21 protein-coding genes and 4 tRNA genes are annotated in these 22,198 nt (G+C 56.5%); 16 read left to right on the top strand and 9 right to left on the bottom strand.

Going from position 1 to position 22,198, the window contains the following annotated elements; all coding sequences use genetic code 11:
- The first annotated feature begins 30 nt into the window (after window positions 1-30).
- The 7 genes from ltaE to KQP88_RS06660 all read left to right on the top strand — a co-directional run bounded on the left by ltaE (window position 31) and on the right by KQP88_RS06660 (window position 5,994).
- Window positions 31-1,035 (top strand): low-specificity L-threonine aldolase, encoded by a 1,005-nt coding sequence (gene ltaE / locus KQP88_RS06630; RefSeq protein ID WP_216705149.1) that lies wholly within the window; start codon window positions 31-33, stop codon window positions 1,033-1,035.
- Between the two features lie 144 nt (window positions 1,036-1,179).
- Window positions 1,180-3,804 carry an alanine--tRNA ligase gene (gene alaS, locus KQP88_RS06635; RefSeq protein ID WP_216705150.1) on the top strand — a complete coding sequence of 875 codons (2,625 nt, stop codon included), beginning with the start codon at window positions 1,180-1,182 and terminating at the stop codon, window positions 3,802-3,804.
- Between the two features lie 93 nt (window positions 3,805-3,897).
- Window positions 3,898-5,130, top strand: a complete 1,233-nt coding sequence (locus KQP88_RS06640) for an aspartate kinase (protein WP_122313746.1) — start codon at window positions 3,898-3,900, stop codon at window positions 5,128-5,130.
- 172 nt (window positions 5,131-5,302) lie between these two features.
- The gene (csrA, locus tag KQP88_RS06645; protein WP_002554426.1) at window positions 5,303-5,491 is read left to right on the top strand and encodes a carbon storage regulator CsrA; all 189 of its coding nucleotides are present in this window, start codon (window positions 5,303-5,305) and stop codon (window positions 5,489-5,491) included.
- Window positions 5,492-5,553: 62 nt separating this feature from the next.
- Window positions 5,554-5,644, top strand: a tRNA-Ser gene (locus KQP88_RS06650).
- A 109-nt stretch (window positions 5,645-5,753) separates the two neighbouring features.
- Window positions 5,754-5,830, top strand: a tRNA-Arg gene (locus tag KQP88_RS06655).
- 87 nt (window positions 5,831-5,917) lie between these two features.
- Window positions 5,918-5,994 (top strand) — tRNA-Arg (locus KQP88_RS06660).
- Window positions 5,995-6,037: 43 nt separating this feature from the next.
- Here KQP88_RS06660 and bamE read toward each other — a convergent pair.
- Window positions 6,038-6,517 (bottom strand): outer membrane protein assembly factor BamE domain-containing protein, encoded by a 480-nt coding sequence (gene bamE / locus KQP88_RS06665; RefSeq protein WP_200993527.1) that lies wholly within the window; start codon window positions 6,515-6,517, stop codon window positions 6,038-6,040.
- Window positions 6,518-6,839: 322 nt separating this feature from the next.
- Between bamE and mgtE the strand changes: the two genes are divergently transcribed.
- On the top strand, window positions 6,840-8,282 hold the full coding sequence (gene mgtE, locus KQP88_RS06670) for a magnesium transporter (protein WP_216705151.1): 1,443 nt from the start codon (window positions 6,840-6,842) through the stop codon (window positions 8,280-8,282).
- Between the two features lie 64 nt (window positions 8,283-8,346).
- On the opposite strand, the gene KQP88_RS06675 is transcribed toward mgtE, so the two are convergent.
- From KQP88_RS06675 to KQP88_RS06690, 4 genes are all read right to left on the bottom strand, one after another.
- Window positions 8,347-9,426 carry a polyamine ABC transporter substrate-binding protein gene (locus KQP88_RS06675; protein ID WP_216705152.1) on the bottom strand — a complete coding sequence of 360 codons (1,080 nt, stop codon included), beginning with the start codon at window positions 9,424-9,426 and terminating at the stop codon, window positions 8,347-8,349.
- A 170-nt stretch (window positions 9,427-9,596) separates the two neighbouring features.
- Window positions 9,597-9,923, bottom strand: a complete 327-nt coding sequence (locus KQP88_RS06680; RefSeq protein ID WP_025259048.1) for an Arc family DNA-binding protein — start codon at window positions 9,921-9,923, stop codon at window positions 9,597-9,599.
- 444 nt (window positions 9,924-10,367) lie between these two features.
- A complete protein-coding gene (locus tag KQP88_RS06685) occupies window positions 10,368-10,553 on the bottom strand; it encodes a PA3371 family protein (RefSeq protein ID WP_025259049.1) in 186 nt (61 codons plus the stop codon).
- A gap of 36 nt (window positions 10,554-10,589) precedes the next feature.
- Window positions 10,590-10,829, bottom strand: a complete 240-nt coding sequence (locus KQP88_RS06690; RefSeq protein ID WP_200993530.1) for a hypothetical protein — start codon at window positions 10,827-10,829, stop codon at window positions 10,590-10,592.
- 302 nt (window positions 10,830-11,131) lie between these two features.
- Between KQP88_RS06690 and KQP88_RS06695 the strand changes: the two genes are divergently transcribed.
- From KQP88_RS06695 to KQP88_RS06710, 4 genes are all read left to right on the top strand, one after another.
- Window positions 11,132-11,208 (top strand) — tRNA-Arg (locus KQP88_RS06695).
- A gap of 411 nt (window positions 11,209-11,619) precedes the next feature.
- Window positions 11,620-12,753 carry a polymorphic toxin type 44 domain-containing protein gene (locus tag KQP88_RS06700; RefSeq protein ID WP_216705153.1) on the top strand — a complete coding sequence of 378 codons (1,134 nt, stop codon included), beginning with the start codon at window positions 11,620-11,622 and terminating at the stop codon, window positions 12,751-12,753.
- On the top strand, window positions 12,734-13,126 hold the full coding sequence (locus KQP88_RS06705; RefSeq protein WP_236249894.1) for a hypothetical protein: 393 nt from the start codon (window positions 12,734-12,736) through the stop codon (window positions 13,124-13,126). Before KQP88_RS06700 ends, KQP88_RS06705 begins: the two co-directional genes overlap by 20 nt.
- Window positions 13,127-13,246: 120 nt before the next feature.
- Window positions 13,247-13,519: a hypothetical protein gene (locus tag KQP88_RS06710; RefSeq protein ID WP_216705154.1), complete on the top strand. Its 273-nt coding sequence runs from the start codon at window positions 13,247-13,249 to the stop codon at window positions 13,517-13,519.
- Window positions 13,520-13,617: 98 nt separating this feature from the next.
- On the opposite strand, the gene sfnG is transcribed toward KQP88_RS06710, so the two are convergent.
- Both sfnG and KQP88_RS06720 read right to left on the bottom strand, forming a co-directional pair.
- Entirely contained in the window at window positions 13,618-14,706 is a 1,089-nt protein-coding gene (gene sfnG, locus KQP88_RS06715) for a dimethylsulfone monooxygenase SfnG (protein WP_216705155.1), read from the bottom strand.
- Between the two features lie 163 nt (window positions 14,707-14,869).
- On the bottom strand, window positions 14,870-15,772 hold the full coding sequence (locus tag KQP88_RS06720) for a LysR family transcriptional regulator (RefSeq protein WP_216705156.1): 903 nt from the start codon (window positions 15,770-15,772) through the stop codon (window positions 14,870-14,872).
- Between the two features lie 113 nt (window positions 15,773-15,885).
- Here KQP88_RS06720 and KQP88_RS06725 point away from each other — a divergent pair, with 113 nt between their 5' ends.
- From KQP88_RS06725 to KQP88_RS06735, 3 genes are all read left to right on the top strand, one after another.
- Window positions 15,886-16,314, top strand: coding sequence for a VOC family protein (locus tag KQP88_RS06725; RefSeq protein ID WP_216705157.1), 429 nt, complete (start codon window positions 15,886-15,888; stop codon window positions 16,312-16,314).
- Window positions 16,311-16,898 (top strand): glutathione S-transferase family protein, encoded by a 588-nt coding sequence (locus KQP88_RS06730; RefSeq protein ID WP_216705158.1) that lies wholly within the window; start codon window positions 16,311-16,313, stop codon window positions 16,896-16,898. The genes KQP88_RS06725 and KQP88_RS06730 overlap by 4 nt, the downstream gene beginning before the upstream one ends.
- Before the next feature lie 221 nt (window positions 16,899-17,119).
- Complete coding sequence (locus tag KQP88_RS06735; RefSeq protein WP_216705159.1) at window positions 17,120-17,650, top strand: glyoxalase superfamily protein; 531 nt, start codon at window positions 17,120-17,122, stop codon at window positions 17,648-17,650.
- Between the two features lie 69 nt (window positions 17,651-17,719).
- Here KQP88_RS06735 and KQP88_RS06740 read toward each other — a convergent pair whose 3' ends face one another.
- Window positions 17,720-18,397, bottom strand: a complete 678-nt coding sequence (locus tag KQP88_RS06740) for a type 1 glutamine amidotransferase domain-containing protein (protein WP_025259082.1) — start codon at window positions 18,395-18,397, stop codon at window positions 17,720-17,722.
- Between the two features lie 242 nt (window positions 18,398-18,639).
- Window positions 18,640-20,271 carry a methyl-accepting chemotaxis protein gene (locus KQP88_RS06745; protein WP_216705160.1) on the bottom strand — a complete coding sequence of 544 codons (1,632 nt, stop codon included), beginning with the start codon at window positions 20,269-20,271 and terminating at the stop codon, window positions 18,640-18,642.
- 190 nt (window positions 20,272-20,461) lie between these two features.
- Between KQP88_RS06745 and KQP88_RS06750 the strand changes: the two genes are divergently transcribed.
- On the top strand, window positions 20,462-22,171 hold the full coding sequence (locus KQP88_RS06750) for a J domain-containing protein (RefSeq protein ID WP_216705161.1): 1,710 nt from the start codon (window positions 20,462-20,464) through the stop codon (window positions 22,169-22,171).
- Window positions 22,172-22,198: the final 27 nt, after the last annotated feature.

Genomic DNA, 22,198 nt, shown 5'->3' on the forward strand with positions numbered 1-22,198 from the left:
TCGGTCTTCGAGTTTTCAGGGAGCGTATTCGTGACTGTTATCGATCTGCGTAGTGACACGGTGACCCAGCCAACCGCGGGCATGCTTGAGGCCATGGCCCACGCGCCTGTCGGGGATGATGTTTATGGTGAGGACCCCACCGTCAATCTTCTTGAGGCCACACTGGCCAGGCGTCTGGGGTTTGCAGAGGCTCTGTTCGTCCCCTCGGGCACGATGAGCAATCTGCTGGCCTTGATGGCGCATTGCGAGCGCGGTGATGAGTACATCGTCGGTCAGCAGGCTCACACCTATAAATATGAAGGTGGCGGTGCGGCGGTACTGGGTTCGATCCAGCCTCAACCGCTGGAAGTCCAGGCCGATGGTTCGCTGGATCTCGGCCAGGTGCTGGCCAGCATCAAGCCCGATGACTTTCATTTTGCCCGCACCCGCTTGCTGGCCCTGGAAAACACCATGCAGGGCAAGGTATTGCCCATGAGTTATCTGGCGGCAGCGCGCCAGTTCACCCAAGAGCACGGCCTGTCTCTGCATCTGGACGGTGCGCGTTTATACAACGCGGCGGTCAGGCTGGGCGTCGATGCCCGGGAAATCACTCGCCATTTCGATTCGGTGTCGGTGTGCCTGTCCAAAGGGCTCGGCGCGCCAGTGGGGTCTGTGCTGTGCGGCTCCCCCGAGCTGATCGCCAAGGCCCGTCGCCTGCGCAAGATGGTCGGTGGCGGCATGCGTCAGGCCGGGATTCTGGCGGCGGCCGGGCTGTATGCGCTGGATCATCAGGTCGAGCGGCTGGCCGACGACCACGCCAATGCGGCATTCCTGGCAGCAGGGCTGAGCGAGTTGGGGTATGAGGTCGAGCCTGTGCAGACCAACATGGTCTATGTGCAGATGGGCGAGCGTGCCGATTCGCTCAAGGCGTTCTGTGCCGAGCGCGACATCAAGCTCAGCGCCGCGCCACGTCTGCGCATGGTCACGCACCTGAATGTGTCCCGTGCCCAGCTTGAGCGAGTCATCGCAGTATTCGCCGAGTTTTCACGCATATAAGATGCCGATAGTCCAGTTACTGGTTTCTATCGTACAAACACGCTGTACCGAGGACGCAACGCCTATATAATGCGGCCCTTTGCCGTCGCTACGTCATTTTGACGTTATGCACTGCCTCTGGCCGCAGTCTCCGTGGAAGAACCTATGAAAAGCGCAGAAATCCGTGAAGCCTTCCTTGGCTTCTTCGAAGAGCAAGGCCACACACGTGTCGCCTCCAGCTCCTTGATTCCGGGCAATGACCCAACCCTGCTGTTCACCAACGCAGGTATGAACCAGTTCAAGGATTGCTTCCTGGGCCAGGAAAAGCGTGCCTACACCCGCGCTGTCACCAGTCAGAAGTGCGTGCGTGCCGGTGGCAAGCACAACGACCTGGAAAACGTCGGCTACACCGCCCGTCACCACACATTCTTCGAAATGCTGGGCAACTTCAGCTTCGGTGACTATTTCAAGCGCGACGCGATCACTTACGCCTGGACCTTCCTCACCTCCGAAAAGTGGCTGAACCTGCCCAAGGAAAAACTCTGGGTAACGGTCTACGCCACCGATGACGAAGCCTACGATATCTGGACCAAAGACATCGGCGTTCCGGCCGAGCGCATGGTTCGTATCGGCGACAACAAAGGCGCGCCTTACGCGTCCGACAACTTCTGGACCATGGGCGATACCGGCCCGTGCGGTCCTTGCTCCGAGATTTTCTTCGACCACGGCCCTGAAATCTGGGGTGGCCCACCGGGCTCGCCTGAAGAAGACGGCGACCGTTACATCGAAATCTGGAACAACGTTTTTATGCAGTTCAACCGTACTGCCGATGGCGTACTGCACCCGCTGCCAGCGCCGTCGGTGGATACCGGTATGGGCCTGGAGCGTGTCAGCGCAGTCCTGCAGCACGTGCATTCCAACTACGAAATCGATCTGTTCCAGAGCCTGCTGGCCGCTTCTGCCAAGGCCATCGGTTGCACTAACGACGGTCAGGCATCGCTCAAGGTCGTGGCGGATCACATTCGCTCCTGCGGCTTCCTGATTGCCGATGGCGTACTGCCGTCCAACGAAGGTCGTGGTTACGTCCTGCGCCGCATCATTCGTCGCGCCTGCCGTCACGGCAACAAGCTGGGCGCCAAGGGCAGCTTCTTCCATCAGATCGTGGCCGCTCTGGTTGCCGAGATGGGCGCTGCATTCCCTGAACTGACCCAGCAACAGGCGCATATCGAGCGCGTGCTCAAGGCTGAAGAAGAGCAGTTCGCCAAGACTCTGGAGCAGGGCCTGAAAATCCTCGAGCAGGATCTGGCCGAGCTCAAGGGCTCTGTGGTACCGGGTGAAGTCGTGTTCAAGCTTTACGACACCTACGGTTTCCCGATGGACCTGACAGGGGATATCGCCCGTGAGCGCAACCTGACCCTCGACGAGGCAGGTTTCGAGCGCGAGATGGAAGCCCAGCGTGTACGTGCCCGTTCGGCCAGTTCGTTCGGCATGGACTACAACAGCCTGGTCAAGGTCGATGTGGCTACCCGGTTCACCGGTTATACCGATACCAGCGGTGCTGCGCAGGTCGTTGCTCTGTACAAGGATGGTCAGTCGGTCGAGCAGTTGAGCGAAGGCGAAGAGGGTGTCGTGATCCTCGACAGCACTCCGTTCTACGCCGAGTCGGGCGGTCAGATCGGCGACAGTGGTTACCTGCAGGCTGGCGCCGTACGTTTCGACGTGCGCGATACCACCAAGACCGGCGGCGCATTCCTGCACCACGGCGTTGTGGTGTCTGGCAGCCTGAAAGTCGGTGAGAAGCTTGAAACCCAGGTGGCTGCCGAAGTTCGTCAGGCGACTTCCCTGAACCACTCGGCCACTCACCTGCTGCACGCGGCATTGCGTCAGGTGCTGGGCGAGCACGTTCAGCAGAAGGGCTCGCTGGTGGACAGTCAGCGTCTGCGCTTCGACTTCAGCCACTTCGAGGCCATCAAGCCCGAGCAACTGCGTGCCCTGGAAGATATCGTCAACGCCGAAGTGCGCAAGAACACTGCGGTAGTCACCGAAGAAACCGATATCGAAACCGCCAAGAAGAAGGGCGCCATGGCGCTGTTCGGCGAGAAGTACGGCGACAGCGTGCGCGTACTGAGCATGGGCGGTGAATTCTCCGTTGAACTGTGTGGCGGTATTCATGCCAACCGTACCGGCGATATCGCGTTGTTCAAGATCGTCAGCGAAGGCGGCGTGGCCGCAGGCGTGCGTCGTATCGAAGCCGTGACCGGTGCAGCCGCACTGGCCTGGCTGAACTCGGCTGAAGATCAACTCAAGGAAGCCGCGACCCTGGTCAAAGGGAATCGCGACAACCTGCTGGACAAACTGTCGGCTGTGCTTGAGCGCAACCGTCAATTGGAAAAACAACTGGAACAACTGCAGGCCAAGGCCGCCAGTGCGGCGGGCGACGATCTGTCTGCCGCTGCCCTGGATGTCAAAGGTGTTAAGGTCCTGGCCAATCGCCTTGATGGTCAGGATGGCAAGGCGCTGTTGGCGCTGGTCGACCAGTTGAAGAACAAGCTCGGCCGCGCAGTGATCCTGCTCGGCAGTGTTCATGAAGACAAGGTTGTCTTGGTTGCAGGCGTGACCAAGGACCTGACTGGCCAACTCAAAGCCGGTGATTTGATGAAGCAAGCGGCCGCTGCCGTGGGTGGTAAAGGTGGCGGGCGTCCTGACATGGCTCAAGGTGGTGGTGTGGATGCCGCGGCGCTGGATACAGCGTTGGCTCTGGCCGCTCCTTTTGTAGAGCAGGGTATTTGAGTCGAACCTCCAGGCCTGTCAGTGCATGACAGGCCCGGCACTTGGATTTGAATGTTAATGGGTGCCCTTAACGGGTTCTGAGGCGGCTTTGAGATGGCTTTGATCGTACAGAAATTTGGAGGCACCTCGGTTGGCTCTGTAGAGCGCATCGAGCAGGTGGCCGACAAGGTTAAGAAGTTCCGCGAAGCGGGCGATGATCTGGTGGTCGTATTGTCGGCCATGAGCGGCGAAACCAATCGCCTGATCGAACTGGCCAAGCAGATCAGCGATCAGCCGGTTCCCCGTGAGCTGGATGTGATCGTGTCCACCGGCGAGCAGGTGACCATTGCCTTGCTGGCAATGGCATTGATGAAGCGCGGTGTGCCGGCGGTGTCCTACACCGGCAATCAGGTGCGTATCCTGACCGACAGCGCGCACAACAAGGCCCGTATCCTGCAGATCGACGATCAGAAGATCCGTTCCGATCTGAAGGCTGGCCGTGTCGTGGTGGTCGCCGGTTTCCAGGGTGTCGACGAGAACGGCAATATCACGACCCTGGGTCGTGGCGGTTCCGACACGACTGGCGTGGCGCTGGCAGCGGCCCTGAAGGCTGATGAATGCCAGATCTACACCGACGTGGATGGCGTGTACACCACCGATCCACGTGTGGTTTCGCAAGCTCAGCGTCTGGACAAGATCACCTTTGAAGAGATGCTGGAAATGGCCAGCCTCGGTTCCAAGGTGCTGCAGATCCGCGCCGTAGAGTTTGCAGGCAAATACAACGTCCCGCTGCGCGTTCTGCACAGCTTCAAGGAGGGGCCGGGCACCCTCATTACCATTGATGAAGAGGAATCCATGGAACAGCCGATCATTTCCGGCATCGCCTTCAACCGCGATGAAGCCAAGCTGACTATCCGTGGTGTGCCAGACACGCCGGGTGTTGCCTTCAAGATCCTCGGCCCGATCAGTGCCGCGAATATCGAAGTCGACATGATCGTGCAGAATGTCGCCCACGATAACACCACCGATTTCACCTTCACGATCCACCGCAATGACTACCAGTCGGCATTGCAGGTTCTGGAAACCACCGCCCGCGAAATCGGCGCTCGTGAAGTTTCCGGCGATACCAAGATTGCCAAGGTTTCCATCGTCGGCGTCGGCATGCGTTCCCACGCAGGTGTCGCCAGCCGCATGTTCGAAGCCCTGGCAAAGGAAGGCATCAACATCCAGATGATCTCCACCTCGGAAATCAAGGTTTCTGTGGTGATTGAAGAGAAGTACCTGGAACTGGCTGTGCGCGCTTTGCACACGGCCTTCGAGCTGGATGCTCCTCGGCAGGGTGAGTGATCTGCCAGGAGGGCGCGGTCTGACCGCGCCTTTCGTTTTCCTGTGCTGCGCGCAAAGACTGTTCTTTTCTTCGCGTTAGTCAATACTCAGGCTTGGCCGTGGCTTTTTTGTCGCAGGCTGATGCCTACTGGTTTTGCAGACTGTTGTTCCTGAAATGCATAAGGAGAAAGGTATGCTGATTCTGACTCGTCGGTGCGCAGAAAGCCTGATCATTGGTGATGGTGAAATCACTGTGACTGTGCTCGGCGTCAAAGGTAATCAAGTGCGAATTGGTGTCAATGCACCCAAGGAAGTCGCTGTGCATCGTGAAGAAATTTACCTGCGCATCAAGAAAGAGAAGGACGAAGAACCAAGCCATTAATTTTTATTGAATTTTTGGTTTGCAAACGGGGAAAAGGGTGGTTATTATACGCCCCGTGTTGCGGAGAGCTGGCCGAGTGGCCGAAGGCGCTCCCCTGCTAAGGGAGTACACCTCACAAGGGTGTCGGGGGTTCGAATCCCCCGTTCTCCGCCATTATTTCTGTAGTGCGTTGAATCTGGCTTCTTCTGTAAGTTGTTGAAATTACTAGAAAAAGTGCTTTACAAAACGATTTAACGACCTATAATGCGCGGCACCAACACATGCACTCGTAGCTCAGCTGGATAGAGTACTCGGCTACGAACCGAGCGGTCACAGGTTCGAATCCTGTCGAGTGCACCATTTAAGGTTAACTGGTCTGATGTAGTTAAATACAGACTTCCAGATAACCGGCTCCAACCAGAGGTGATCTGGTCTAAAAACACCAATGCACTCGTAGCTCAGCTGGATAGAGTACTCGGCTACGAACCGAGCGGTCACAGGTTCGAATCCTGTCGAGTGCACCATACACCAGAAAGCCCACATCGAAAGATGTGGGCTTTTTGCTTTCTAGCGTTTTCCTTTCACGCATCCGTTTTCATCGAAGGTCACATTGTTGCTGCGACCCTTTTTCAGGTTGTAGGTGTAGCGCAGCTCTCCGTTGCGGTTGGTGATCTTGTCCGGGCGGCCCAGCAGGCTTTCCACATCGCGTTTGGTCATGCCGGGTGGCGTGCGCTGGTTGATGATGGCCTGCCGGCGCTGTGCCGGGGTCAGACGATTGCCACAGCCATCTTCCTGCTGGCCGACCACCACTATTTCCTTGCTGGCCTGAGTGCTTCGCCTGTCTGCACTCGGGAGAAGGGGGGCGATGCTTCCAGGAGGTGCATTGAAGGCTTCCTGCAACTGGCTGGTGTGGCCGACCGGACAACCCAGGGTGGTGAACGTAATCTTGCCCGTCGGGTCTTCGCAGCGCTGAACCGTATTGGCGTGTGTGTAAAACGGCAGGCAGAGCAGGTTGCTCCATAACAAAAGGCGGGGCGTGATACGCATTGCCGAGTCCTCCATGACGTGGTTCGTCATCCTAGTCAGGGGCTTGCTCCCCGGCGAGCGTGTTTTCTTCGCTGAATGTGACGTCGTAACCTCGTTGCCTCGCAAAATCTTCAGGTTTGTCTCGCAAGCGCCTGTTCTTGCCTGAATTTTCTCGCGTGCGATCCGCTCAAAGCGGTGTATCATTGCGCCCGTCAGCCCCGCCGGGGCTTGTGGAATACCTCCATGGACTTACCCAGTAGTTACTCAATAGCTCGTTTCACCAATCAAGAATCAACTGATTGATCCTCCCGGCGTGCTCCGCTGCTGGGAGTGGAGTTCGCCTATGACTGAAATAGAAGTAAAAAAAACGCAGGAAAGCTTGCAGGATCGCCTTGCTCAAGTGGTCGATCTGCTGCAGCGCCAGCGTGTGGTCGAAGACCTGATCCATCGCCAGGAAGGTCAGAATCAGGATCGCGTAGAAAACCTCGTTCATCGCCAGAACCTGGTCGAGCTGCAACGCAAGCTCGATGACCTGCACTCTGCCGACGTCGCCTACATCCTCGAGGCATTGCCTCTTGAGGAGCGCCTGACCGTCTGGCAACTGGTCAAGGCTGAGCGCGACGGCGATATCCTCCTTGAAGTGTCCGACTCCGTCCGGGAAACCCTGATCGCCGACATGGACGATCACGAGTTGCTGGCGGCGGCCAGGGAGATGGACGCCGACGAACTCGCTGACCTGGCGCCTGAGCTGCCTCGCGATGTCGTTCATGAGCTGATGGAAGCGCTGGACGTCCAGCAGCGCGAACGTGTTCGCTCCGCGCTCTCCTACGACGAGGAGCAGGTCGGTGCGCTCATGGACTTCGAGATGGTGACCATCCGTGAGGATGTGAGCCTGGAAGTCGTATTGCGTTACCTGCGGCGCTTGAAGGAGCTGCCGAGTCACACCGACAAACTCTTCGTTGTTGACCATGACGGCGTGCTCAAGGGCGTGCTGCCGATCAAGCGCCTGTTGGTCAATGACCCCGACAAGCAGGTCGGTGAAGTCATGGCTGACGACCCTGTCAGCTTTCACCCGGAAGATGATGCCTATGACGCTGCCCAGGCATTCGAGCGTTATGACCTTATTTCTTCGCCAGTGGTCGACAAGAGCGGCAAGCTGATCGGCCGTCTGACCATCGACGAAATGGTCGACCTGATTCGTGAGGAGAGCGAGAGCGAAGTCCTCAGCATGGCGGGGCTGCGTGAAGAAGAAGACATCTTCGCTTCCGTATGGCGCTCGCTGCGTAACCGCTGGGCCTGGCTGGCGGTCAACCTGATCACGGCGTTTCTGGCTTCCCGTGTCATCGGCCTGTTCGAAGGCTCGATCGAGAAGCTGGTGGCTCTGGCTGCATTGATGCCGATTGTGGCCGGTATCGGCGGCAACTCGGGGAACCAGACCATTACCATGATCGTGCGCGCCATGGCGCTGGACCAGGTCAGCACCGGCAATACCTCGCGCCTGTTACGCAAGGAGCTGGCGGTAGCGTTGCTCAATGGCCTGATATGGGGCGGGGTCATTGGTGTGGTGGCTTATGTGCTCTACGACAGTTGGTCGCTGGGCGTGGTCATGACGGCTGCCATGACGCTCAACTTGCTGCTGGCCGCTTTCATGGGTGTCCTGATTCCCATGACGCTCGCACGCCTTGGGCGCGATCCGGCCATGGGGGCGAGTGTCATGATCACTGCGATGACAGACAGTGGCGGGTTCTTCATTTTCCTGGGGCTGGCGACCATCTTTCTGCTTTGATAACCGTCACCATAAAAAAACCGCCTGTTCAGGCGGTTTTTTGTTTTCGGGGCCAGGATTGTGATCATTGCCCGGTTTTGATTTCTTTCCATGTGCGAAGTCTCAGCGCTTCACTGTCGGCCGGTATCGCTTTTTGGGCGAACAGGGTGCTGAAGGTTTCTTCGTCGGGGTAGATCCTGGGGTCGCTGTGCACGGCTACGTCCAGCAGTGCTTCTGACTTCTCGTTGCCGTTCGCATAGTGCAGATAGTTGGAGATGCCGGCCATCACCTTGGGTGCCAACAGGTAGTTCATGAAGGTGTAAGCGGCTTTTTCATTGGGGGCATCGACAGGTATGGCGACCATGTCGAACCACATCGGTGCGCCTTCCTTGGGGATTACATAGTTGATGTCGATGCCGCTACCTGCTTCCTTCGCGTTTCGCTCTGCCAGCAGTACATCTCCCGAATAACCGACCGCCACACAGATCTTGCCGCTGGCCAGATCGGCTATGTAGTGGGTCGAATGGAAGTAGCTCACGTAAGGCTTTATCGCCATCAAGGCCGCTTTGGCCTTGGCGTAATCCCCTGCGACTTCGCTTTGTGGAGGCAGCTGCAAGTAGTTGAGTGCGATGGGCAAGACACTGGGCGCGCTGTCGATAAAGGCAACGCCGCATTGAGCCAGCTTTTTCATGTTTTCGGGCTTGAAGACCAGGTCCCAGGAGTCGAGCGGCGTATCGTTGCCCAGGGCAGCCTTGACCTTGGCCACGTTGTAGCCAATCCCGGTTGTTCCCCACAGGTAGGGGAAAGCATGCTCGTTGCCCGGATCGATGCCTCTGAGCACCTTGAGCAGAACGGGGTTGAGGTTTTTCCAGTTGGGTAGCTGGCTTTTATCCAGTTTCTTCAGATCGCCGCGCTGAATCTGGACACTCATGAAATGACTCGACGGCACCACGATGTCGTAACCGGAATGCCTGGTCCTGAGCTTTTCGTCCAGAGCCTCGTTGCCGTCGTAGGTGTCATAAGTGGCTTCAATGCCGGTGTCTTTCTGAAAGTTTTTCAGTGTGTCCGGAGCAAAGTAATCCTCCCAGTTGAACACCTTGACGGTCTGGGCGGCATGGCTCATCGATGTGACCAGCATCAGGGGGACGAAGGCTTTTGCAAGCATTCCGTGGCTCCTTGGAGGATTTGATGATCGCGATGCACGAACAATCATCGCCTCAGGAGCAGTGATCATGGGATGCATACCTATAGGAAATAATCTTATAGGCATTTGGAAAGGAGACCACAATAAAAAAGCCAGCTTTCGCTGGCTTGAATGCTTTTTTCTCTGATTTCTTACGACTCTTCTGAAGCAAGTTCCGTGTCGTGAGCGATCAGGGACACCAGTGCATTCTGCTGGCGGTGTGAGAGTTGACGAAAACGCTGCAGCAGCTCGCGTTCGTGCAGGGACAGCTCAGGACTATCAAGACGCAGGTTTGGCTCATCGCCAAGTGCACCTTCCTGAATCAGGCTCTGCTCGAGACGAGCGATGATTTCCGAGTTCATGCTGCGGTGGTGGTTTTTGGCTACCTCTTGCACACGATTACGCATGCCATCTGGTAGGCGAACGACGAACTTGTCAGCCGTACGGCTGGAATAAGTAGCCTGTTTCATAGGGCTCATATATTTAACCGGTTAGTTCAGGGGGAAGCGGTTCTCGCAAGTGGCCGCCAGATTGCCATTATGGGACAGTCGTTTTGGCCAAATGTTCCAACCGAGTTATCCAAAGGGCGCCGCATCATGCCCTATTACGTCGAATCCTTGGCGTCAATTCTGTGACAAATATTGACTCAGATAAAGGCGTTTAGCCAGCACCAATTATCAGAATTGCGAGAGGTTTTGCAAAGCTTGCCAATTCCTGCTCATCCAGGTGACACGACGAACGCCTGACTACTTTTTGCCATGATGGCTATCTGTCTTCAGCTTAGATGCTTATCCGCAACAAGGCGAAGAATGCCGACGGGCGTGCTATGGCGGGGGAGGGGGAGCGGTACTTCAAGAAGCCGATGACCCAGTCAGCAATGGCATGGAGCCCTACCGACCAGTACAACCATCAGCGTGTATCAGTCAGCGCAGAACCGGATCGAACTTGAAGCGACGCCCAATGACCATGGCCGCTACAAAAAGACTGCCAAACATCCCGGCGGCGATTTTCGAGGCGATATTCAATACATACGCCTGCTCAGGGAGAAGAAGATCAACGGCAACAGCCATCAGTGCCAGGATCATGAATGACAATGCGGATTTTGACATGGCTACTCTCTCGTGAAGGTGGGCTATGTGACGATCTCAGAAGATCCAACGCTCTTCAGCACGATTTGGCAGCGGGGCTTCCTTGACCTCATGACCCAGCGTAGCTGCATTGAAGCGCCTGTCACCCATGACCGCCAATTGTGGTGCCTGACGGATCACCTCATGGGGCTGGGCATGCTTGGTTATCTGGTCGTCCTGAATGCGCGCGTCCTGAAAATGAAATGCCACCAGAGCTACCAGAGCGGCTGCATTCAACACTGAGAGAGTCATGTTCATTTTCAGGTACCTTGCGTGGAGTGTCGTCACATGCACTGATAATGCAGCCTGCATGCCAGTTTTATTTCAATAAAAAATCCTTATAAAACAATGGTTTATGTTTGGTTTGAGGCGGCTGGATATTGCGTTTTGCAATGATGGCTTTTTGGGGGAATGCAAAATGCACGACAGCGCCTGCAAGCGCTCTACGCCGGGATGTGGACTACGATTACGGGAGGTAATGACGACATGACAAAATCCCTCCATGCCGTTAACATGCACGCCGTCCTCGCTGGCACCAATCGGTGTGCTGGCAACTCAGTGTCTCAGTAGCTCAATTGGATAGAGCATCCCCCTCCTAAGGGGAAGGTTGGCAGTTCGAACCTGCCCTGGGACACCATTATGATCAGGTAGTTAGGTAGGTTTTTCGAAAGACTCTCCATGAGGTTTTCTCTCCAGTACCCACTTCTCTGAGCGTTCGGTATTGAGTCATGAGTTTTCCAAGGGAATTGGATTCTTCTGGCCGATTTCCGAAACTGATGCCTTGGCCGTTTTCTCTACCTGTGTAATTGCATTCCAATTGAAAAGTCATTGCACATTTCAACCAATCCCCTTGCGTCGGATTTGACCCGCCGCTTCGAAAGTACGATGGCTTGCCTGTGTTGGCGACAAGCCAAAACCGGCCGGTTGAGAATCTAAATTCGCTCTTTTCTTACAGACTCGCCCCGGCGCGGTGCGGTAATCTCGCGGAGCCCACAAAACGCTTTTAGCCTTCACGCGAGGCTTTTGTATTGCACGACAAGGATGACGAATGACTCCCTCCGCTCGATTGGGTGACAAGCATGTCTGCCCAATGCCCGGTCACGGCACTACCCCGATTGTATCCGCCAGTGGCGACGTAAACATTGACTTCATGGGATCTGCTCGTGTTGGCGACACCTGTGGCTGTGGAGCCGTAATCACTTCAGGATTCCCATCAATTCTAGTGAACGGGCGTCCTATGGCCCACTTGGGCAGCCCAACCAGCCACGGCGGAACGATCATTACCGGGTCAGGCGATGTGGGGGGCGGTTTTGTCATGGGTGATGCGGGGGGTGCAACCGTTATCAACTTCATGGCACTCGGAGCGTTCCGTCCAGATGGCACTGTGGATGATGAGAAAATGGCCACATTGCTTGCTGACCCAAAGTTGAAAGAGAAAGCGGTGGCTGCAAAAGCTCTGGGAGACCCTAAAGTCGCCCCGAAACAGCCAGAGTCAACGCCTGAGCCTAAAGCCCCCGCCACGTGTAAAGACCCCGACATGATGGAACAGGTGGCCAGCTATATCGCCGGGGAAATGAACCGCAACATCACACACCCATCCGTATTGAGGATGAAGAAGCTAACCAGCTTTGACGCGGCAGCGGAAAATGAAAAATTTCAAAAGCTCCCTTGGTATGCACGCCTTTCACGCCCTGATTTCGAGGCAATGGAACTGGGTAATACTGTTTCTGCCATGGCCCTATGGGCAGAGCGAGTTGGTCAAAATCGGCCATGGGATCACAAGGTGACGATTGGTCAACAGTTCGGCGGGCCTTGGCAGAAGCAAGGTCAGGTGGACTATTTCTACGATATTTGGTCGAACATTCACTATGGCTACGTAGGGCGTGCTGGTGGCTTTTCTGAAAGCATTCTTCTGGACGGCGCTGGGCTTGAGCAGATTGCATCAGACTCAATTCGGAAAGTTCAGAAGTGGGGCGAACGAAAAGGGCCTCATCGCTCAGCAGACATCGAAGGGATGCGGGCTTGGGACGACATAGGTGACCGAGTTTCTATCAGTATTGGAGTCAAACTGTACAAGCAGCACCCAAACGGCGGGATAACGGCGAAAATGCTCATGGACGAAGTTTTAGCACTACCACGTTCAAGCTGGGGAGATGGCACACGTGACCACGTCTGTAAGTAAACCGAAGCGGCATTTTTGGCGCTGGATGGTTGTGCTATTACTCACTCCAATCGTCTTTTGGTATGTCGCTACACCCCAAGTGAGTTTCCATTTCTCTGACAAGGGACAGGGGCGTCTCGGTTACATTTTGAATGTTCAGCACGACATCTCAAAGGGTGAGATTTACCCAGGTGAAGCCAGTGGTGGAGCGGGTCATATCTTCCCGAACAACCAATTTTTTATGGAGTTCGATTGGAACAACGCTGGAAAATCGCACTGCATCCGGGTTAAACCGAAATGGCCGAACACCAATATCTACATCGGGGCAGATGGTGCCATCGATAGCCGGACGGATGGCAAACTTATTGAAGCATGTGGACCACTACCAAAATAGGAAACTCCGAGAATCTGGCCCGATGTGTCACTCAACACACGGAAAATTCCAGTTCCCTCTCATTTCAAAGGTGCCGCTAAGCTGGGAGTAATGTGTTCGGCAAGAAGCCAGGAGTCATTCATGGATAGCAAGCAGTCGATTGAACTGGGTGCAAAAGTCATAGAAGTACAGACGTTAATGATCGCGTATGCCACTGATGGCCGAACCTCTGCTCAGCCTGCCGAATACCGGGAGCTCTATGCCGACATTTTGCTCGACCTCAAATGGATACAACGACACGTTCCTTCATCTAGGAATTGGAGTAAGGCACACGAAGCGTGCCTTTCCGGTATAAGGCTTTGTCATGGCGGCTGTGCGTCGGAGACCTTAGGGTCTGCCGGTGTGTGCGAGTAAAAGGCCGGTTCGCTAACCTTCGCACAGTTGCCACCCTTCCTTCGTTTAGCGACGTCTGCGGCAGCTCTTTTCTCGAGCGGGACACCTACACGCCCCCGTCAAACCCTCTCCAAAACCCCAACCCCCTCCAACTCCCGCACCAACGGCAACACCCGCTCCCCGAAATACTCAACCTCCTCCTGAAAGTGCAGAAACGCCGACAACACCAGGTCCACGCCTATCGCTTTCAGCGCAACAATACGCTCGGCAATCTGCTGTGGTGTGCCGATGAGGTTGGTCTTGAAGCCATCGTTGTACTGCACCAGGTCGTTGAAGGATGACTTGGCCCAGTTGCCTTCTCCTTCTGGGCTGGCCTTGCCTGCCTGTTTGGCGGCGTCGCCGAAGGCGTTCACGGCTTCGGGGTCGGCCTTGTCGATGATTTCCTGCAAGACCGCTCGCGCTTCTTGTTCGGTGTCGCGGGCGATGATGAAGGCGTTGACGCCGATCTTCACTGAATGCCCGTTGGCTGCGGCTTTTGCCCGGATATCGTCGACCTGCGCCTTGATGCCTTCCAGGGTATTGCCGTTGGTGAAGTACCAGTCCGATACTCGGGCAGCCATGTCCCGTGCAGCACGGGAACTGCCGCCTTGAAAAATTTCGGGATGCGGGCGTTGAATGGGTTTGGGGCGCAAGGTGTAGTCATGGAAGCGATAGAAGTCGCCCTTGAAGGTGAAGTTGTCCGTGGTCCAGATTCCTTTGAGCGCCTGAATGAATTCTTCCGAACGCCGGTAGCGCTCGTCATGTTCCAGCCACGGTTCACCGATGGCCTGAAACTCACCCTTGAACCAGCCACTGACAATATTCACGGCGACTCTGCCTGCCGTGAGCTGGTCGATGGTCGCCAGCTGTTTTGCGGCCACGGATGGTGTCCAGGGGCCTGGGAGGATGGCCGCGATCACTTTCAGTTTTTCGGTGGAGGCCAGCAGAGCGTGACTGAATGCCACTGACTCGTGCTGATTATCCGCACCGTAACCGGCAGTAAAGCGAATTTGTGTCAGGGCGTATTCAAAGCCCGAGCGCTCGGCGATTTGTGCGAGTTTGCGGTTGTAGTCGATATCCCAACTGGTGCGTTGCTCGATCTTGCTGACGACGAGTCCGCCGCTGACGTTAGGGACCCAGTAGGCGAACTTGATAGGTAAGTGGCTCATGAGATATCTCCGAAAACGACGAAGTGGATGGCCGTTTCGACAGTGCAGCATGCATGCCACTGAATATCTTCATTAATTACAGCGACTTACGATTCACTGAAAATCGGGTCACTGTCTTCGTGCATATATAAATGCTGATGAGATGTTGCCGTACAGACAGCCTTTATTCCTTGTCCGGATCAGGCGTCAGCCTTTCCAGTTGCGGGCATGCCCATTCAACAAAAGCCCGCACTCGCGGTGATAACTGCAGGGAGTGCGGATAGACCAACTGTATCGGTAAGTCCATAGGTTCAAAATCCCGCAGGATCCTGACCAGTCGACCATCAGCCAGTTCATCCGCGACCTGGTAATGCATCAGCCGGGTAATGCCCACGCCCTGTACGCAGGCCTGGCTGGCGGCTCGAACCTGATTGCAGATCAGCCTTGGGGTGATTTCTTCAATCCGCTCTTTTTCCTTATGACGGAAGTACCAGTGTCTTCCCTGGAAGGCCAGCGTGATGCAGGCATGTTCCCGTAGCGATTGTGGGCTATCGATGGCGGGAGAGGCACGAAGGTAGTCCGGGCTGGCGCAGGTGACGAGTCGGGTGCTGCCGACCTTGCGCGCCACCATGGCCGAGTCGGGAAGATGGCCGATTCGCAGGGCAAGGTCGAGGCGCTCATCGAGCAAGGGAATGACCTGATCATTGAGGCTCAGCTCTGCCGCCATTTCCTCATGATCCTTCAGAAATGCATTCACCAAAGGGGCCAAGTAGCGTTGCCCGAACTCCACCGGAGCGGTCAGGCGAAGCAGGCCGCGGGCAATGCCGTCGCGGGATTCCAGCCGCTGCTCCATGTCATCGAAGTCCGCCAGCATACGGCGGCTCCAGGCCAGATATTCCTCGCCCTCATCGGTCAGGGCCATGCGCCGGGTGCTGCGGTTCAGCAAGCGAACCCCGAGATAACGTTCCAGGGCTGCCAGCGAGCGCACCAGTGAGGCGACGGATTGGCCTGTCACATCCGCAGCCGAACTCAGGCTGCCGCTGTCGACGATCCGAACGAAGTTGGCCATTGCCTTGAGCCTGTCCATTGCCACCTTTCGATTTGTGCGATTACTGCATAGGTCTTGTCAGGTCCGCGGCATAGGTGAAACGCGCAGTCCGGTGGAAACTTCAGGGACTGTTTTCAGCCGGAGTTTCACTCATGAGCCAACGACCCAACCCCGCACGGATTCTCGCATACGATCACATCGGAATCCGTGTCAGCGACCAGAATCGGTCGATGTCTTTCTACCAGGCACTCGGATTTGTCGAGACCGCACGTTTTCCGCTGTACGAGGCCAACGAAATGCTCAGCCCGGACGGCGTGCGTATCAACCTCATCTTCAATGGTACTCGCGTACCCGATGCTCACAACGTCCTGCTGGATGCCCCGATAAAGTTGCCCGGCATGACGCACCCTGCCTTTATCGTCGATGACCTTGAGGTCTTTCAGGCCTGGCTGGGCGAGCAGGGGATTGTGATCACACAGGGGCCTCATCACATCGGGCCGAGAAGAGTCGCACTTTTTATCCGCGACCCCGATGGCAATGTTCTTGAATTCAATCAACTCGTCGATGGAGAAACCCAATGAAGCTTTATGATCTGGATGTATCGGGCAACTGCTACAAAGTGCGCCTCTTTGCTGCGCTGGCCAATATCGAGCTTGATGTAGTGGCAGTGGATTTTCTGGCGGGAGAGCACAAGAAACCGCCTCTTTCAGACATGAATCCACTGGGGCAGCTACCGGTTCTGGAGGACGGTTCGTACATCATCCGCGATTCGCAAGCCATTCTGGTGTATCTCGCAGGTCAATATGGTGGCCTGGCATGGTGGCCGGCTCATCCGCAGGGCCAGGCCGATATCGTTCAGTGGCTTTCGTTTGCCAGCAATGAGGTTCAGCACAGCCTTTGCGCTGCGCGGCTGGTGCAGAAATTCGGGGTTGTACTGGACAAGGCCCAGGCGCTGGAGAAGTCGACCGTGATCCTCGCGTTGCTCGATGCACACCTGGAGCGCAATGACTGGCTGGCAATCAACCGGCCTTCGATTGCCGATTGCGCGGTGTATCCCTATGTCGTACTCGCCCCTGAAGGCGGCGTGGATCTTGCGCCCTATGCAAACGTTGCGCGCTGGATGGAGCGGATAGAAGCCTTGCCGGGTTATCTGCCCAAGCCTTGAGCAGGCGGGTTTTGCAGTGCCTTTTTGCCTGAATAAAAGCTCACCAGGCAACTTTCGCTCAAAGGCCAGCTTGGGTATCCTCGGCGCTGGCCGATGCTGCCCGCCGCTCGCTCCCCAAGGGAAGGTGAAAGCATTGCTTCATGATTCCGAACCCTGTCGTATTTCCTACGGTCGAGTTTTGGCAACGCGAGCACCAGAATGCCTCGACCTCGGGAGGAACGATGTTTTCAATCGAACAAGCCAAGCAGATGGCCAGGAAACTGCGCACCTCGTTGGCGGCGGCTCATCAAGAGTTGTCTCACTCGGCTGCACTGGAGCTGGTCGCGCAGCAACTGGGTTACAAGGACTGGAACACGGCATCGGCGTCACTTGAGCCGAGCAGCCCTCAACCTGGCATTACCTTCGACAAGCCGATTCCGATATTGCGGATGTTCGACGAAGCCAAGGCCCGTGAGTTCTATCTGAACTTTCTGGATTTCAGCGTCGAATTCGAGCACCGCTTCGAAGCAGACCTGCCGCTCTATCTGGGCATAAGTCGCGACGGGTTGCAGCTTCATCTGTCCGAGCATCATGGCGATGCGAGCCCCGGCGCAACGATTTTTGTCCCCATGCACAATATCGAATTGCTTCGTGATGAGTTGCTTGCCAAGCGCTACGGGTACGGTCGTCCGGATATCGTCGAGCAGGGCTGGGGGAAGGTCCTGGAAATACACGATCCGTTCGGCAACCGGATTCGGTTCTGTCAGAGCTGAGTGTTTCTGAGTCCATAAAAAACGGGGAGCCAGACTTATCAGCCTGACTCCCCGTTTTTCTATAAAGACTTACGCCAGTTGTTTCAGCAACGCCTTGGCGACTGCTTCCGAGCTGGCCGGGTTCTGGCCAGTCACCAGTTTGCCGTCTTCAACCAGGTAGGGCTGCCAGTCAGGACCTTTTTCATAGAGGCCGCCCAGGGCGATGAACTCGTCTTCGATGAGGAACGGTACGACATCGGTCAGTTCTACCGCTTCTTCCTCGCCATTGGTAAAGCCGGTGACGCGACGGCCTTTGATCAAGGGCTCGCCATTGGCAGCCTTGACGTGACGCAATACGCCCGGCGCATGGCAGACGAAACCGATTGGCTTGTTGGCGCGTTCAAAGCTTTCGATCAGTTCGATGGAGCGCTTCGATTCTGCCAGATCCCAGAGCGGGCCGTGGCCGCCTGGATAGAAAACCGTATCGAAATCCTGCTGGCTGACACTGTCCAGTTTGACGGTGGTCGCCAGTACTTGTTGAGCGGCCGGGTCAGCCTTGAAGCGATGTGTCAGTTCGGTCTGGAAATCCGGCAGATCGCTTTTCGGGTCCAGAGGCGGCTGGCCGCCAGCAGGCGAGGCCACCACCACTTCGGCACCGGCATCGATGAAGGTGTAGTAGGGCGCTGCGAATTCTTCGAGCCAGAAACCGGTTTTCTTGCCGGTGTTGCCCAGTTGATCGTGAGAGGTCAGTACCATCAGGATTTTCATTGCAGTCTCCTCGTAATGTCCATGAGTCAGGTAGGGCGCGGGCTGTCAGGTCGATGGCCTGTGCATTATCTTCATCGCATTGTCGGCCATCAGTGCGCCTGAAGTGATTTGGAGTGCAAAGGCGTGCTGTCGTTCGCTGTCATTTCCCGTTTGGGCGGTTACGGGCCGATCGGCAAAAAAACGGGGAAGAGTGAGCTGGCCGCTTGTGGATATACGCGCGGCGGCCAGCGTCTGAGGGATGCTTACATCCGGAACTGCAGCACCAGTTGATTGAGGCCTACAGCCAGCTGCGAAAGCTCCGAGCTGGCAGCTGAAGTCTGGTTGGCGCCTGTGGCGTTTTGAGTCGAAAGGTCACGGATGCTGGTCAGGTTGCGATCCACTTCGCGAGCCACTTGCGCCTGTTGCTCGGTGGCCGACGCGATGCTGGTGTTGCGTTCGTTGATCTGCACGATGGCCGCGGTGATTTCTGCCAGTGCATGACCCGCCGCCTGAGCAACTTCGAGACTGGCGCGAGCCCGCTCGCTGCTGTGTCCCATGGCGCTTACGGCCTTGCTGGCGCCGCCCTGAATGGACGAAATCATTTTTTCGATCTCGGCAGTCGACTGCTGGGTGCGATGAGCCAGTGCCCGGACTTCATCGGCAACCACCGCAAAACCACGACCGGCCTCACCCGCCCGTGCTGCTTCGATGGCGGCGTTCAGCGCCAGCAGGTTGGTCTGGTCGGCGATGCCGCGAATCACGTCCAGAACTCCGCTGATGCTTTGCACTTCGACGGCCAGGCCATCGATTTCAACAGCGGTGCTGCCAACCGACTCGTGCAGTTCGTTGATCGCACTGACGGTTTCGTTCACTCGCGTGCGGCCATTTTCTGCCGACTTGCTGGAGTCCTGTGCGGCAGTCGATGCCAGTACTGCGTTGCGCGCGACCTCTTCGACAGCGGCGCTCATCTGATTGATTGCGGTGGCCGCCTGGTTGATTTCATCGTTCTGACGCTGAACACCGCGCAGGGAGTCCTCTGTCACGGCCGACAACTCTTCGGAAGTGGAGGCCAGTTGATTGGAGGAGTTACCCAACTCACTCAGCGTACGACGCAGGTTCTGCTGCATGATCGAGAGCGCGGCCAGCAGGCGGCCCGGTTCGTCCTGGCCGTCAACGGCAATGGGTTTGCTGAGGTCATTGACCGAAATCTGTTCTGCCACCGCCAGTGCCTTGGCAATCGGAGCGGTCAGGCTGCGGGTAAAGATACCGGCCAATGCCAGCGTGGCTGCGAGCGCGACCAGAATGGCAATGATCGTGACATTGCGAGCCTGGGCATAGGTGTTGTCGGCGGCAACATCGGACTCCGCGACCTTGAGGTCGGACAGGCGTGAAATCTCGGCGATGTCCTGAGCCAGCATATTGGCTGACAGAGTCATTTCACCGTTCGACTGTGTCAGTGCGGTGATGATGTCCTCGCGTTTTTGCGAGACGGCCTCCAGATACCGTGAATGTATGGCCAGATAGCTGTTCAGGTTGCGGGACATGCTGTCGTATGTCTTTTTGCCTGCCTCGGTAACCAGGAGGGGTTGCAGCTTGCGGACATCTGTCTCAAGGCTGCTGCGGGCCTGGGTGACGCGTTGCTGCGCAGCAGTGGTGGCGCTGGCGTCCTGCGCAAGACGCAAGCCGCTGTTGCCAAGGCGGATAGTCAAAAGATCATTCTTGATCTGGTCGACTGCCTGAACGGTAGGCAATACGTTGTCTTGCAGGGTTTCCCGAGACTCTTTCAAGTTGGATGCCTGCATCAGTGAGAACAGCCCGAGTGCTGTAATCAGCAAGGCAAAAAAGCCAAAGCAGAGCAATGACCGTGGTGCGATGTTGAGATTTCTGAGAGTCATGGGGAATGCCGTCGATAGGGAGTTGACAGTCTGAAACTATCGACCTAGAGCGGTTCATCTTTAGAAAATAGGCAAAATTGATCGATTGAAAGTCGCAGGAAGCATGGGTTGCCTGCGGTTATGATGGCGTCTTGAAAGGTACTGGCGGGAAGTAATCAGTCAATGAACACATATGCAGTGAGTGGCAATTATGAGTGATTGCTGGGCGGTTCTGGCGCTGTCTGACGATGCCGATGAGCGCAGTATCAAGCGCCAGTATGCGCGACTGCTCAAAAGCAATCGCCCGGATGAGGATGCCGAAGGCTTTCAGCGCCTTCGTGATGCTTATGAGCGGGCTTTGCATATTGCTCGCTATCGGGATGAGCACGATGACGATGAGGTAGCCGAGCTGGCCGGGCAAGTGGTGCCAGCTCCGCTCGATACATCGCCGCCATGGCTGGCGCTTGTTGATCAAGCCGACGTCGACAATCTGCATGAGCTGCGCCTTCAGGCCCGGACGCAGGGTTGTGCACAAGGCTTCGAGCAGGGATTACTGCTGCGGTGTCTTGCCGATCCCGAACGCGAGATCGAACTGGCCCAGGCCGCGACTCTGCAGTTGAACTGGCTGACGCCCTGGCAAGAAGTGCCTATGGATGGTGAGCAGGCTGCAAGACTGACTCAGATCCTGCTCGACGCCCGTCAGTCGCAATTGCAGGCTCAACTGCATGCTGGCGAGGAGGGCGGTTTCATCGATGCGCTGCAAGCGCTGCGTCAACAACCCTGGCTGGCTTCGCTGGAGCGCAGTGAGCATTTGCAGAGCTGGGTCATGATTCTGTTGCATAACACGGCAGGCTGGAGCTCGGCCTTGTTCGAGCAGGTGTGTGCCCTGTTTGGTTGGGATGTGAAGAAAGACCTGCACCCGGAGCCTGCCTTTATCTGGCTGCGTTTGCTGGATCGCCTTGAAAAGGATGATTTTGTCCGGCACCTGCAGCGTCTGCTCGGCAAGAAGCCGTTCAGCGCCGAGGGGCGCGCCGTGCATTTGTTGTTGGGGGCGTATAGCCCTGTCGAGCGCAGGCGAATGGCCAGGGCTGAAGATGACAATGTGCGCGTTATCTGCAAGCGGCTGGTCGAGCAACTGACGCTGCGCTATCCCGGTGTTCTCGAGGCTTTTCCTGATGCCGATCTTGAATGCTTGAAGCGGGTGCATGAGCCGTTTTCCCCTGAAGCCAGGCGCTGGCTGGGACTTGCGGCATTGCCTGTTGTTTTGCTGTTTGGCCTTTCGCTGTATTTTCAGCCGGATCAGGATCTGTGGTTTCTGATTCTGTATCCCTTGCTGATGGTTCCTGGCCTTATGGTGTACATGTATGTATGGCGCCCGCTCTGTGAGGTTGTTGCGACGCTGGATGAATGGCTGAGTATTCGTCTTCTGCCTGATGTCATCAGCGGGCCGACCGCGAACGCCAAGGTGGTGCAGCACGCACTGCCGCTGACTGTCATGGGCGGGGTGATGGCATGGAAAGGCGGCGGGCTTGGGTTGGCGCTTCACTGTTTCGTGACGCTGATATGGATAGCGTTCGCCCCTTATCGCTATCCCGGACCCTATGCCGCCCTGAAGCGGTTCTTCCGGGCCAGGAAAATGATGCTGGGACGTGTGTTTCTTGGTGCTTTCTGCTGCATGTTGGCTGCTGGTTTCTTCGCCATGTCGCAACCTGGAGGCACCAGGGAGCGAGCCGCTGCATCCCAGGGCAGTTACCAGTCCGACTGCAACCCCGATAACCTGCGTCGGACGATGTCGCAGGCCTGTCAGACCGCTATGGACTCCAAGGAGTGTGCCCAGAGTGAATGGGCGAAGAGGATTCACGCTTGCGGGTTCGTCGCCGAGGTGGTGAAAAAGACGCTGGAGACGAAGGCGGGCAAGTGATCGGCGGGCTGCTTTCTTATATAGCTA

Source organism: Pseudomonas lijiangensis, assembly GCF_018968705.1.
Classification (GTDB): domain Bacteria; phylum Pseudomonadota; class Gammaproteobacteria; order Pseudomonadales; family Pseudomonadaceae; genus Aquipseudomonas; species Aquipseudomonas lijiangensis.

Coding starts and splice junctions, on each gene's coding strand:
- KQP88_RS06640 (WP_122313746.1), top strand. CDS start 3,898: ATGGCTTTGATCGTACAGAAATTTGGAGGCACCTCGGTTGGCTCTGTA.
- KQP88_RS06690 (WP_200993530.1), bottom strand. CDS start 10,829: ATGAACATGACTCTCTCAGTGTTGAATGCAGCCGCTCTGGTAGCTCTG.
- KQP88_RS06710 (WP_216705154.1), top strand. CDS start 13,247: ATGGATAGCAAGCAGTCGATTGAACTGGGTGCAAAAGTCATAGAAGTA.
- KQP88_RS06745 (WP_216705160.1), bottom strand. CDS start 20,271: ATGACTCTCAGAAATCTCAACATCGCACCACGGTCATTGCTCTGCTTT.
- KQP88_RS06725 (WP_216705157.1), top strand. CDS start 15,886: ATGAGCCAACGACCCAACCCCGCACGGATTCTCGCATACGATCACATC.
- KQP88_RS06720 (WP_216705156.1), bottom strand. CDS start 15,772: ATGGACAGGCTCAAGGCAATGGCCAACTTCGTTCGGATCGTCGACAGC.
- KQP88_RS06685 (WP_025259049.1), bottom strand. CDS start 10,553: ATGTCAAAATCCGCATTGTCATTCATGATCCTGGCACTGATGGCTGTT.
- KQP88_RS06680 (WP_025259048.1), bottom strand. CDS start 9,923: ATGAGCCCTATGAAACAGGCTACTTATTCCAGCCGTACGGCTGACAAG.
- KQP88_RS06750 (WP_216705161.1), top strand. CDS start 20,462: ATGAGTGATTGCTGGGCGGTTCTGGCGCTGTCTGACGATGCCGATGAG.
- KQP88_RS06675 (WP_216705152.1), bottom strand. CDS start 9,426: ATGCTTGCAAAAGCCTTCGTCCCCCTGATGCTGGTCACATCGATGAGC.
- KQP88_RS06740 (WP_025259082.1), bottom strand. CDS start 18,397: ATGAAAATCCTGATGGTACTGACCTCTCACGATCAACTGGGCAACACC.
- KQP88_RS06700 (WP_216705153.1), top strand. CDS start 11,620: ATGACTCCCTCCGCTCGATTGGGTGACAAGCATGTCTGCCCAATGCCC.
- bamE (WP_200993527.1), bottom strand. CDS start 6,517: ATGCGTATCACGCCCCGCCTTTTGTTATGGAGCAACCTGCTCTGCCTG.
- alaS (WP_216705150.1), top strand. CDS start 1,180: ATGAAAAGCGCAGAAATCCGTGAAGCCTTCCTTGGCTTCTTCGAAGAG.
- mgtE (WP_216705151.1), top strand. CDS start 6,840: ATGACTGAAATAGAAGTAAAAAAAACGCAGGAAAGCTTGCAGGATCGC.
- csrA (WP_002554426.1), top strand. CDS start 5,303: ATGCTGATTCTGACTCGTCGGTGCGCAGAAAGCCTGATCATTGGTGAT.
- KQP88_RS06730 (WP_216705158.1), top strand. CDS start 16,311: ATGAAGCTTTATGATCTGGATGTATCGGGCAACTGCTACAAAGTGCGC.
- sfnG (WP_216705155.1), bottom strand. CDS start 14,706: ATGAGCCACTTACCTATCAAGTTCGCCTACTGGGTCCCTAACGTCAGC.
- KQP88_RS06735 (WP_216705159.1), top strand. CDS start 17,120: ATGTTTTCAATCGAACAAGCCAAGCAGATGGCCAGGAAACTGCGCACC.